We start from the raw sequence: 13,071 nt of genomic DNA, 5'->3' as shown, positions 1-13,071 counted from the left end.
CATAAAAACATCGCTGTCTGTACAGTTACACTCTACCTCTGTCTTCTGTCCCGTTTATCTGGCTTCTCTCTTCTGTCATCTGTCTTACATCCTCTCTCCTTTTTACCCAGCCATCTGCACTATCCCTTCCATCATCGGTCCACTGTCATCCGTTTTCTTTCCTCACACTTCCGCTTTAAAATCCAGCTGAAAAATTCCACATACTATGGTTGAATCATTCTTTAAAGGATGCCATACCGGTGTTTCACCTGTACGACTCAGCTCCAGCTTCTGTTCATTTACAAAAGCGTCGGCAAAGAGGGCGATATAAAATAGTCTTGAGCCTTCTTCATATTTTATCATCACGTGTTCTTTTTGCAGAGAACCTGACGGCTCGTTAATACAAAGCAAAGTAGCCGTACTGGTAAGTCCCTCTACTGCCCGGGTGATCTTTAGCTGTTTTTCGCGCATGGGGAAGCTATAGCGCTGTTTATTGATCACAAACTGCAAAGTGGCTAACTTGTCCTTTTTCGGAGTCAGAGAAGTATTGGTACCTGTCGATGTTGTATTCGATTCCGAAGCGAAAAGCTCTTTATTAAACTTTACCCGGAAATGCCCTTTTGATAAGATATCAATATTGGCAAAGGTATTAGGATTCAGATCATATTTTGAATACTTGGAATGCTTACTGCTTACCGAAACTTTAATCTGTTCACTTGACAATTCCATCCACGATTTTTCTGAAGTAGGTGCGCTCACCACCTGAACCGATCCCGGCTCTATCTCGGTATTATCCACTCCTTTTTCAGCGGGGCAATATTGAAAATCCCAGAAACTGCCAATAGGATCATAACGGGGATACTGATTTTTTTTCTCGTTGATGTGACTGTAAAATTCGTCCAGGATGCCCTCGGTTATACCTGCCAGTCTTAATTCTGCATGATGATAATCTTCAGGGCGCATCAGAATCAGGTAACTACAATCGTACATCATCCGTTTATTAAAAGATTCTCTTTCAATAGTCTCCTTAAAGGATGCGACCACCTGGTTAACCAAAACCTGGTTGGTCAACCTCTTTTCCTCCTCCTCTTCATCGGGTAATAACCACTTTTTTATTTTATTGAGCATAATTTATGAGTTAATATTTTGATTGTAATTATTTGCTATTCATTTACTATAGCTGCACTACAACTTTTCAATTCGTCTCTCCACAATTCTTTCTATTTTATGGTTTTCGTCTATAACCATAGAAACGTCAATATTGTAAGGAATCCAGTCATCCATTTCATTTTGCCGGATCTTGTAGATCATATTAAAATCTACATACGTTTTACCATTTTGGTTATGTGTGAACATATAGGAATCGTTGCTGATATCTGCTTCTGTATATTGCCATTTTCCATGGTAACCTTCACATTCTTTTTTGATCTCGCCCAGCGGAACATTACTTTTTTTATAATATTGCTTTACTACATTATTAAAATAGGCAGAGAGCCCGCTGCAATTACTCCTGTTTTTGTAATAGTTGTTGATAAGGGTTTTTACTTCTGCTTCAAGCTGGGCAGGATCGGCACTCACAATCACCTGGTCCAGACTTCCATCATCACCATTGGAGATGATCGTATCGGGTAAACTTACGGGTGTATCTGTTGAAGGATCTGCTTCTGCCTTTTTTGGCTTTGGTTTCGGCTTTGCGACAGCTTCCCTGATAACTGGTCCTTCATCTTTTTTAAAAAAGCCTGTCACTTTATCTTTATTCAAAGCAAAAGCGATCAACCCTAAAACCACTGCAATGGGAAACAACACATAAAACGGACTGCGCCTTGGTGTGACTGGTTGATGATATACCTGTTTGGGCGGCAAAGCATCAGGCTTCGGACTTTGTTTTACCGGCTCAGCCGGATTGATATACAAAGTAGCATCACTGTCTTCTGCAGCATTCGTCTGAACCGGGTGCAATTCCTTTCGTTGTTCGGAGTTCTTGTTGAAATAGCCGGGTAGCAGATCCCGCCAGGGCTGCGGCAAAATAGAGGTATCGATATCCTTTCTTACAATACTTTCCTGTATTTCAAAATCAGAGATTTTAGTGCTGTCGTATGGAGCTTTGCCGGTAACCAGGTGATAGAAGGTAACCGCCAACGAATAATTATCAGTTTTGTGCGTGAGGTTTTTGACGTCATATACCTGTTCAGGGCTCATGTACATTAAGGTACCCATGCGCGAGCCCGTTTGGGTAACAGTGATATTATCCTTTATTTTGGCAACGCCAAAATCCAACAACTTTACCTGTCCATCATCCGTTACAAAAATATTGGCCGGCTTTATATCTCGGTGTACAATATGCTTTCTATGAGTATACTGCAACGCGTCAACCAAACTGTTCCACCATTGTACCAGCTGATCACCGCTGAACTGCTCGCCACCTTTCATACGGGCCGACAGGTCGTTGCCTTCAAGATACTCCATGATCATGCAGGGCCGCCCTTCTATCATTCCAAAATCCTGTATGTTGCGGATATTGGGGTGATTCAGATGCACCATTAGCCGGGCTTCATTCTGAAAACGCGCAACGAGGTCTGCTTCTTCGCAAAATTTTTTCAGTAAGATCTTAACAGCTGCCGGCTTCTGCAGGTAATTTTCGGCATACCACACTTCTGCCATGCCTCCATCGCCCAGTTTATATTTTAATACATATCCATTAATACTTGTACGTTCCATGCTATATGCCTTAATCCGATTATAAATATATCATCAATTTTGCTTTCAATCAGCTATTTTTAATACACATTGGTGCACATGGTAACCGTTAAAAGTAAAAGAAGGAGCCGCATTTTTTCATAAAAAAATCCAAAAACCGGTAAACAGCAGCCCCGTTCCGGTAAAACCAGGCAGATGGTCGCAAACAATATTCTAAATAAGCTTTCGATTACCCCAAAAAGCATCATACAACTAAATGGGGGCGACATCAATAAAGCCTATGCGGTCACAACAGCAACTCAAAGGTATTTTCTTAAGATAAACACTGCATTACTTTACCCCGCAATGTTTATAAGAGAAGCCAATGGTTTACATATATTGAAAAACCATAGTCAATTAAAAGTGCCGGAGGTTATTGAAACCGGAGTTCTGAATGATTATCAGTTTCTATTACTGGAGTGGATCGAAGAAGACAAAGCAACAATTCCCCTTCTCTATCAATTCGGCGAAAAAATTGCAGAAATGCACTTAAACAGTCAACCCGATTACGGCCTTAAGGATGACAATTATATCGGCAGTCTGCCCCAAATCAACACACTCACTTCAAACTGGCCGGAATTTTATGCTAATTGCCGCCTCTTGCCGTTAGTGAAGCTACTGCGTGACAAACACCTGCTGTCATCCGGGGATGTCGCCAAAGCCAATCAATTTTGCGCTTCCATTAAAAACATCTTCCCCGAAGAGAAGCCCGCCCTGCTCCATGGTGATCTCTGGAGTGGGAATTACTTGAGGACCGCCAGCGGCTCAATAGCTATTTTTGACCCAGCCGTATATTATGGACATCGCGAAATGGATATTGCTATGACGAAACTTTTTGGCGGCTTTCCGGATGAATTTTACATAGGCTATAACGATCGGTACCCTCTCGAAAAAGGATGGCACAACAGGCTTGCCTACGCTCAGCTATACCCTCTTTTGGCGCATGCAGTTCTATTTGAGCAACCTTATATCAACCGTGTCAGAACTATTCTGCATCGATTTTAACGTTTTGCCGGACCAGAAAGGCCATTTGAAACAGCTTCTAACTCCCACCCGGATTCAGATGATACTTTTCTGAGTACTTTACCTGTACTTTGATGTAACTTAGAAGGAAGTATTAATTCTGACTATGATGATTGTATATAAAACAAAAGCAAGCCTCCTGATTAAGCTATTATTCGTAACGGTTTTAATTGTTTTATTGATCATCGCCTTAGTTGAAAAAAGCATAGCATTGCTTGCCGTTACAGCCGGATTCGGAGCGTTTACGCTCTACATTTTTTTTACCACCCATTATATCATCTACGAAAACACGCTAACGATTAAAAGCGGATTTCTTTTCACAGCATCTGTAAATATCGAATCTATAAGAAAAGTGACCCGGATGAAGCGACATCTTTTAAGCGGCCCGGGATTTTCAGTAGACCGGCTAATGATAGAATATAGTGAGCATGGTTGCGTCATTATCGCACCCCGTTTACGCGAAGCCTTTGTGCAACATTTGAAAAGAATCAATCCGGATATTCTGTATACGGAGCAATAACTTATACCGCATGCAAAACGGTAAGTTCCCTGGCCCTCACCACCAGTATGATTTCAGTACCTTGTCCGGGGGCCGAATTAATCTGGATATCTGCATTAATTTGATTCGCCCTGGCTTTTAAATTTTTAAGCCCGTTTCGATTAGTAAGCTTCAGGGGATCAAACCCTTTTCCGTTGTCCTTTATGGTGAAACATAAATCACCCTGGTCAAAGGACGCTTTGATGGAAGCCTGGCTGCATTCTGAGTACTTGATCAGGTTATTAACAGACTCTTTAATAATCAGGAATATATTTCGCCTGGTTTCCATCGGTAGCGGAATCTCGGAAATGGTATCCGGAAAGTCGATTTCGAAAGCAATGTTTTTCGATTCAAATAACGGTATGGAAAATTCGCTGATGTGCATGCTCAGGTTACTGAACTTATCATTGGAGGGTTTAACCAGCCAGATGATGTCGTCCAGCGCCTCCAGGGTATCTTTGGCATTAGCTTCTATCTTAGACAACAGGTCATGGGAATTATTCCCGTTTTTACGCAATAGCTCGCTAAAAATATGAATGCTGCTTAGAGAAGATCCCATATCGTCGTGCAGATCTGAAGCGATCTGTGAACGGATCTCTAATTCCCTGTGCAGCGAGCGGTTTCGTTCAAGCAGCCGGTTCCTTAAATAATATAAAATACCCGACACCAGCAGCAATAAAAATAAAATAAGGCTACCCACCATGATAATATTCTTATTCCTGTCGTCCTTTTCAAGCAACGCTATTTTATTCTGATGATAGGCTACTTCACGGGCTCTTACAGACTGCGAACTTTTCACATTAGTAATACTATCAGAAAGCGCTTTATACAGGCTGCTATAGGTATAGGCCTGTTCCCAATTGTGTTCGGCCTCCGATGTTTTCATCAGCCCCCAGTAAGCTTCCTTGGCTTCTGTTACCGATCGTATCGCAGTTGAAATATGTAAAGCACTATCATACATCCTGCGGGCCATGGGAAGATCTCCGTCTTTCAAATGCGCAGCAGCTATATGATTGTAGCTGTTGGCAATAAAAATCCTGTCACCCAGTTGGATATTGATCGGTAATGCTTTTTTGTACAATGCCAGAGCTTTAGCTGAGTTGCCTTCCTCCAAAAGGATATTACCTAAACTATTATAGCAAATCGCAATTCCTTTCAAATCATTCCTTTTTTTGTTATACTCTAATGCCCGATCGTAGTATAGCTGTGCTGAATCCGCTATATTCAATTTCTCGTAACACTCTCCCATATTCTGGAGATTGATTGCAATTCCGCGTTCGTTACCGGCTTTAATAGCCAGGGGCATACACTGGGCAAAATAGTCAATAGCAGCTCTGTAATTTCCCTGGGCTAAATGAATATTGCCAATACTATTCAAAGCAATTGTTGCACTATAGGTATCGCCGGTTTTTTCGGACAATTTAAGTCCATTCATCAGGTATTCCAGGGCTGTACTATAATCGTCCATTCTCCTGTAGGCAACACCCAGGTTATTATACGCCTTGATTTCCTCATGGATATTTTCCTGTTTTTTCGAAAGTTCCAGGGCCTTGATGTGCAAGCCTATTGATTCTGTATACTCTGAAAGTTCTCTTTTAAAATATCCATATGAATTGAAGAGCAGGGGCTCCACTTCTCTGTAGTGTAATTGGTCCACTAACCTGAAAGCTTCTTCATACAATACTCCCCGCGATACATCACGCCCGTTTTTTTCTACATAACTTAAAATAGAATCCACCTTTGCCTTGTTATCAGGCATCAGCAAAATGGTATTTTTTTTATCCTGCGCGTAAGATAATGAGCAAAAAATAAACAGGAACACAGTTACAGTCACTGTATACAGAATACCGCTACGTTTAGTATGAAGGCTCATGGCTTAGTTTCAATTTAACGCAATCCTCTCAAGAATCAGTCATCCTTCGACTACAAATCTATTCAATATTTTTTACAATCGTTAGTGCAAAGCTGCATTAAATAAAAAGACTCCCGATGAGGGAGTCTTTTTAAGATATTACGATTTTTACTTTAGTTTAGATAATGCATCCTTAATCCGCACCCATCCTTTTTCGATATTAGGTAAACTATTGGCAAAAGAGAAGCGAACGCAATTAGGTTCTCCAAAAGCCGCCCCCATAACCGAAGATACGTGTGCTGTATTCAATATATACATACATAAATCGGCAGAATCCTTAATAAAAGTCTCGCCATCGGTCTTACCAAAATAAGAGCTCATATCCGGGAAAATATAAAATGCTCCATCCGGATCTGAACAGATAACCCCTGGGATTTCGTTTACGAGTTCCAGAACACGTTTTTTCCTCCTGGTGAATTCTTCCGCCATTTCCTGCGTAGGCTTCAGGTCTGTTGTTAAAGCAGCAACACCTGCTTTTTGCGCAATTGAGCAGGTTCCACTGGTGAACTGCCCCTGCAATTTCTCCATCCCTTTGGCAATAGCAACTGAAGAAGCTGTATAGCCTATACGCCATCCGGTCATTGCGAAACCTTTACTCAGGCCGTTTACGATTACCACCCGGTCTTTAATATCTTCAAATTGCGCAATGCTTTCATGATCGCCCACATAATTAATATATTCATAGATCTCGTCAGAGATAATGGTTACCTGCGGGTGCCTTTTAAAGACTTGTGCCAAAGCTGCCAGTTCTTCTTTATTGTATACTGCCCCCGAGGGATTACAGGGGGAAGAAAACAAGAAAGCTTTTGTATTGGGAGTGATCGCAGCCTCTACTTCTTCAGCAGTAGCTTTAAACCCTTTTTCAACACTGGTCCTGATCTCAACCACTTTACCGCGGGCAATCTTTACCAGCTCCGAATACGTTACCCAATAAGGAGTAGGAATAACAACTTCTTCATTTTCATCTACCAGAGCCAGCAGTACATTAGCGAGACTTTGTTTAGCTCCCGTGGAAACTACAATTTGCTCAGGTTTATAATCCAGGTTATTATCTCTCTTCAACTTAGTGCAAACGGCTTCGCGTAAGTCTAAAAAGCCCGGCACAGGTGTATAATGGCTCCAATTATCATTGATAGCCTGAATAGCGGCCTGTTTAATATGTTCGGGTGTATCAAAGTCAGGTTCACCAAGGCTAAGGTCAATTACATCAACACCTTTCGCCCTTAATTCGCGCCCCAATTTTGCCATTTTAAGCGTTTCCGGCTCTGCAAAGCGCTCTAAAAGAGATGATAATTGCATTTTTTAAAATATTTTTCTGTTAGAATAAAAAATCATGCAAATGTAATAGTTGATTGGTTTAAAAGTTTAAAAGTTTGAGGTTAATTTATAGAAAACCTCCTTTTACTATTTTTTTTCGAAGATAGTTATATCAACTTCATAACATATCAACTTTCAATTCACCTAACCCTTATCTTTGCAGCCTTTAAAAAAAAACCGGATAAGGTTTTTTGGTGCTTTACCGTGCCGAATAACTTTTACCAAACTAAGTGAATTATAAATATTAAACTCGTATGCAACTCAAAGGCCTGGTTCGTTTTTTTACGATTTTGCTTATCATTTATTCCCTGTATCAATTATCATTTACCTGGTTTGTAAGAAATCATGAAAAGAAGCTGGAAAAGCAAGCCCGCAGCTATGTTGACAGAACTCATCCCGCTGCTGCGGTAAAGTATCCGGCCAACAAAGATTCTCAGACCGTGTACCAGGAATGGCTGAATGAAGCTTATGAAGCGAGATTAGCTGAATTAAAAGACAGCACGAGCGACGTAACTGTTACTTATGGTATTACAGGCCCTATCAGCTACCAGAAAGCAAAAGGCGAAGAACTAAATCTGGGCCTGGATCTTCAGGGTGGAATGAACGTAACTATGGAAGTGGAAATGAGCGGCGTGTTATCTACATTGGCCAACAATTCCAAAGATCCCAACTTTACAAAGGCCCTGGCGAATGCAGATTTAAGGAAAGCCAATAGCGATGCCAACTTTGTAAGCCTGTTTGTAGAAGAATATAAAAAGCTGGTTCCCAACGGAAGACTGGCTGCGTTGTTTGCCAATTCCAGCAATACTGAATTAAAAGCTACTGATGACGATGGTAAGGTGATCGGCTACCTAAACAGACAAGCTAAAGCCGCATTTGACAATACTTCGAGACTGATTACTACCCGTATCGACAAGTTTGGTGTGGCGCAACCTAATATTAATCCCGATCCTGAAAAACAAATTATCTCTGTTGAGCTTCCGGGTGTTCAGGATAGACAGCGTGTAAAAAAGAACCTCCAGGCAAGTGCGAATTTGCAGTTCTGGGAAGTATACAATATCAGCGAAATATGGCCTAACGTTCAGAAAGCCGACGAATTGTTCTTCGCCGGTAATGGTGGAAAAGCAGTTAGCGACAGTACTGCCAGCGATACTACAGCAGTAGCGGCTGCTACTACAGATACCTCTGCAACAGCAACTACTGCAAAAGCCGATACGGGAAATCTTCAGGCTCAGTTAAAAGACCTGGCTAAAAAAGACGCTCCTAAAGCCAATACAGCAGCTAGCAACCAGGAAGCTGAAGCAAAAAAACATTTATATGGATGGATTGGCTTCTCAGTGGATCAGCAACAGGGAAGACTGATCGATAATGGTATGATTGGACAGGTATTAGCGAAAGACACCCTTGCGATACGCAGAATACTGGAATCGCCAACTGTTAAAAACCAGTTCCCTGCGGATCTGGTTTGGATGTTTGGAATACCTGAAAAGAAATCCCCTGCTGTAGGCTTATATGCAATTAAAACATTTGGCCGTCAAAAAGCCAAATTAGAAGGTGAGCAGGTAATTAATGCAGGTTACGACTTCGACCAAACGGGCAGAACCAATGTAAGCCTGGAAATGAGCAACACCGGCGCTAAATTATGGGCCGACTTAACGAGGGCTAATGTGGGTCGTGCTATCGCTATCGTTGTTGATGGTACCGTATATTCTGCTCCCAATGTAAACGAAGCTATCGAAGGTGGTCGCTCGAGCATTTCAGGAAGCTTTTCGCAGGAAGAAGCAAGCGATCTTGCCAATATCTTAAAAATTGGTAAGCTGCCGGCGCCTGCAAAAATTGTGAATGAAACAACCGTAGGACCAACGCTGGGTGCGGCTGCATTACAGGGCGGTATGTGGTCATTTATCATCTCTTTTATAGTGATCTTCACCCTGATGATCATTTACTACAATACCAGTGGCTGGGTAGCTAATATTGCGTTGATCTTAAACTTACTATTCACTATTGGTGTATTAGCTGGTTTGGGCGCCACTTTAACCGCTCCGGGTATTGCGGGTCTGGTGTTAACCATTGGTATGGCGGTTGATACCAACGTAATTATTTATGAAAGAATAAAAGAAGAGCTGAGAAAAGGGAAAGCCTACCTGCCTGCGATTAATGACGGTTATAACCGTTCGTTAGCCCCGGTATTGGATGGTCACGTTACCACTTTGCTTACTGCCTTTATATTGTATTACTTCGGGTTAGGGCCGGTTAAAGGTTTTGCTACTACGCAAATCCTGGGTCTGTTCCTGTCTCTGTTCTGCGGTATTTTAGTAAGCCGTTGGGTGAGTGACTGGTTTACCAATAAAAACAAACACCTGAACTACTTTAGTAAAATAAGCAACGCGATAGAGAAAAAATCTAAATTTAAATTTATCGAGTTCAGAAAAAGAGCTTATGTTATTTCAGTGATCATCCTGATATTAGGTGTTGCAACCATCTTTAATGGTTTCGATTATGGTGTTGAATTTGATGGTGGACGTAGCTATAAAATCGACTTTGGTTCAAAAGCAAATGTAGAAGCCATCAGGGATGATCTGAAAGCTACTTTTGATGATGAGAACCCGATCATCAAAACGGTGGGTGATGGAAGCAGCCTGGATATTACTACATCTTACCTGATCAGGGAGCCAAAAACTGAAATGGCAGATTCGATCGTAGAACACAAACTTTTTGAAGGTTTGAAGAAGCATTTACCTGCAAATACTACCTACAACCAGTTTGAGTCATTCCATAAGAAAGAAAGCAAGAAAGTATTGCCTACCATATCTGATGACCTGAAGAAGGGTGCCTTAAAAGCTACCTTGTTCGCAATGATCGCCATCTTCCTGTATATCTTTATTCGTTTCCGCGACTGGAGGTTTTCACTGGGTACTATATTTGCGCTGATACACGATACCCTGGTTACATTGATCGTGTTCTCTTTCGCAAGAGAAATCGTTCCATTCCCACTTGAAATTGACCAGCACTTTATTGCTGCGATATTGACGGTTATTGGTTTCTCCATGAACGATACGGTGGTAATCTTTGACAGGATTCGTGAAGACATGAAGCTGCATCCTACCCTGGATCAGAAAACCCTGGTTAATAAAGCGATCAACGAAACATTAAGCCGTACCATCATGACCACCTTAACGGTATTCTTAACCATCCTGATCCTGTTCATCTTCGGCGGTGAAGTAACACGCGGCTTTGCATTTGCGATGCTGATTGGTGTGGTTACCGGTATTTACTCAACCGTATTTGTTGCGGCACCGGTACTGGTAGATCTGAAAGGTGGTATCCGTAAGGATAAACCCAAAAATGATACATCAGCGGCAAAAGCCGAAACAGCTAATAGCTAATATATCTTCTTATTCAATGAAGCCGGGTATCAAAATACCCGGCTTTTTTTATGTTCCGGCATACCCAATTTGCTGATCAGGCCATAAAGGGTTATCTTGAAAGCTTCAAAAACAGAATTCAAATCATTGCCATGAAACATACGATCACAGCGATTTACCTTTTGCTCTGCACTTCCCTGCTTGATGCCCAGAATGGTTTTAATATTATCTCGAAACCCGGCGAGAAGCGTGCTGACATTATTTACAACGGTCAATTAATAACTTCTTACTGCTATTATGATTCTATTGCCAAACCTTTTCTTTACCCTGTAAATACAGTCGACGGTGTCACGGTAACCAGGGGTTACCCTATTGCTCCGCGAACAGGTGAAAGAACCGATCATCCGCATCATGTGGGCATCTGGTTAAATTATGAATCGGTAAATGGTATTGATTTCTGGAACAACTCTACTGCAATCGCAGCCGATAAGAAGAACCTTTATGGTACGATCAGGCATGAAAAAGTAGAAAAAACCAAAAAATCTATCAACAACGCACAACTTATAGCTACCGCCAACTGGTTCAATAACCAGGGCGCTCATTTCCTGAAAGAAAGAACGATTTACGATTTTAAGGTTCAAAACAATGTTGTGATCATCGACAGGACAACCACCCTTACCGCTTTAGGTGAGCCCGTTGTTTTTAAAGATGTAAAAGATGGTTTTATTGCCATACGTGTAGCGAGAGAACTGGAAATGCCCTCTAAAGAGCCAGGTGTTTTTGTTGACGCACATGGCAACAAAACAAAAGTAGACCCTTCGTCAGGTGCGAATATCTCGGGCATGTATTATAACAGCCATGGTGTAAAAGGCGACAGTGTCTGGAGTAGTAAAGCGCCCTGGGCTATGTTGAAGGGTACTAAGGATAATAAAGATATTACAATTGCCATTTTTGATCATCCCCGCAACACGGGGTATCCTACGTACTGGCATGCACGCGGCTACGGTTTGTTTGCTGCTAATCCGCTGGGTAGAAAAGTTTTTAGCAACGGGAAAGAAACGCTTAATTACACCCTCCAACCACATGGGTCGGTAACTTTCAAATACCGCATTTCCATAGCATCAAAAGACATGCCCGCATCAGACGTAGAGGCCTTATCCAAAGATTTTCAAAGGCAATAAGTTCTATTTTTTAGAAGCTTTCTTTTTAGGGTATTTTCCGTTGAAAGTGCAATCCAACGCACCCATGCGCGATCCGCATCCCTCCAGCTCCTTCAGTGTTACACCGTTTTTATCAAACTCAAACTGCAGGGCACAGGGATCTCCCGGCTTTTTATAAATGATTGTATTGTCTGAGGTAATATTGGCTTCTCCCTTCAGTTCACCACTGCACTGCGAGTTCTTTTCTTCCAGGTGGATATAGAACTGAACACGTCCGGGCTTTATATTATCTCGGATGGAAATGATATTGCGGCTGCCTACCCCATAATCCCCCGCATATTTATAATTGCGGCTAAGCGTGTCAATAGGGTTGATTACCTCAGCATCATCGCCCAGGGCATCGGTCATTATCAACATAAATTTCCTGGCGGCGCTGTTCAACACATATATATCATCGCCACTAATCTCAACGCCGTTAGGCAGCTTTTTGATAGTTTTTTTATTAATGTTGAATAGCTTGTCAATAGTAACCAGCGTAGAAATACCTTTTTCCTTCTGGCTCTTCATCACCTGCATAGCAGCTATAAACTCATTTTTGTTATTGTATGCCGAAATAAACATCGCTTTATTTTTAGCAGTAGCGGCCTTCGACATCAGGTACACGATACCCTCTTTCTCACTAAATTTTCCTATTGCGTACAAATTGGGTTTATCAGCACCAAAAGTGGCGCTTAATATACTATCAGGCGTAAACTCATTAAAAATATCGGCACTAATCAGCAAACTATCGTCTGTTTTGGCATATAAAGCGGTGTCGGCATAGATAAAAGGTAATTGAGCCTCGGGGAAGAAATCCACAAAATCCTGTAAATTCACATCGTCTTCCCCCGCCATTTTCTTTTTCTTATTGCCGCAGGAAACAATCATTATGGTCATTACAGTAAAAAAACAGAGCCTGTATAGCATATGGTTAAATATTATTAACTACAAATAAACAATACTTCACCAACACTACCATTGTTTTTTTGAAATTGCCCCCGT

Annotated in this window: 9 protein-coding genes; 4 read left to right on the top strand and 5 right to left on the bottom strand. The window is 41.6% G+C overall.

Annotated elements, in window-relative coordinates; all coding sequences use genetic code 11:
- Positions 1 to 162: 162 nt before the first annotated feature.
- Both U0035_RS00655 and U0035_RS00650 read right to left on the bottom strand, forming a co-directional pair.
- On the bottom strand, positions 163 to 1,107 hold the full coding sequence (locus U0035_RS00655; protein ID WP_114791389.1) for a hypothetical protein: 945 nt from the start codon (positions 1,105 to 1,107) through the stop codon (positions 163 to 165).
- A gap of 57 nt (positions 1,108 to 1,164) precedes the next feature.
- Positions 1,165 to 2,697: a serine/threonine protein kinase gene (locus U0035_RS00650; RefSeq protein ID WP_114791388.1), complete on the bottom strand. Its 1,533-nt coding sequence runs from the start codon at positions 2,695 to 2,697 to the stop codon at positions 1,165 to 1,167.
- A gap of 174 nt (positions 2,698 to 2,871) precedes the next feature.
- Between U0035_RS00650 and U0035_RS00645 the strand changes: the two genes are divergently transcribed.
- Together U0035_RS00645 and U0035_RS00640 are read left to right on the top strand one after the other, a co-directional pair.
- Positions 2,872 to 3,720 (top strand): fructosamine kinase family protein, encoded by an 849-nt coding sequence (locus U0035_RS00645; protein ID WP_114791387.1) that lies wholly within the window; start codon positions 2,872 to 2,874, stop codon positions 3,718 to 3,720.
- Between the two features lie 124 nt (positions 3,721 to 3,844).
- Positions 3,845 to 4,258, top strand: coding sequence for a PH domain-containing protein (locus U0035_RS00640; protein ID WP_114791386.1), 414 nt, complete (start codon positions 3,845 to 3,847; stop codon positions 4,256 to 4,258).
- A 1-nt stretch (position 4,259) separates the two neighbouring features.
- On the opposite strand, the gene U0035_RS00635 is transcribed toward U0035_RS00640, so the two are convergent.
- Both U0035_RS00635 and U0035_RS00630 read right to left on the bottom strand, forming a co-directional pair.
- Positions 4,260 to 6,149: a tetratricopeptide repeat-containing sensor histidine kinase gene (locus U0035_RS00635; RefSeq protein ID WP_114791385.1), complete on the bottom strand. Its 1,890-nt coding sequence runs from the start codon at positions 6,147 to 6,149 to the stop codon at positions 4,260 to 4,262.
- Between the two features lie 147 nt (positions 6,150 to 6,296).
- Entirely contained in the window at positions 6,297 to 7,487 is a 1,191-nt protein-coding gene (locus tag U0035_RS00630; protein WP_114791384.1) for a pyridoxal phosphate-dependent aminotransferase, read from the bottom strand.
- Between the two features lie 272 nt (positions 7,488 to 7,759).
- On the opposite strand from U0035_RS00630, the gene secDF reads away from it, so the two are divergent.
- Both secDF and U0035_RS00620 read left to right on the top strand, forming a co-directional pair.
- Positions 7,760 to 10,891, top strand: a complete 3,132-nt coding sequence (secDF, locus tag U0035_RS00625) for a protein translocase subunit SecDF (protein WP_114791383.1) — start codon at positions 7,760 to 7,762, stop codon at positions 10,889 to 10,891.
- Positions 10,892 to 11,022: 131 nt separating this feature from the next.
- A complete protein-coding gene (locus U0035_RS00620) occupies positions 11,023 to 12,051 on the top strand; it encodes a DUF6807 domain-containing protein (protein ID WP_114791382.1) in 1,029 nt (342 codons plus the stop codon).
- Between the two features lie 3 nt (positions 12,052 to 12,054).
- Here the strand turns inward: U0035_RS00620 and U0035_RS00615 are convergent, their stop codons facing one another.
- Positions 12,055 to 12,966 (bottom strand): hypothetical protein, encoded by a 912-nt coding sequence (locus tag U0035_RS00615; protein WP_245957743.1) that lies wholly within the window; start codon positions 12,964 to 12,966, stop codon positions 12,055 to 12,057.
- Positions 12,967 to 13,071 lie beyond the last annotated feature (105 nt).

The organism is Niabella yanshanensis (genome assembly GCF_034424215.1).
Classification (GTDB): Bacteria; Bacteroidota; Bacteroidia; order Chitinophagales; family Chitinophagaceae; genus Niabella; species Niabella yanshanensis.
This window is presented reverse-complemented; position numbering and strand designations above follow the sequence as displayed.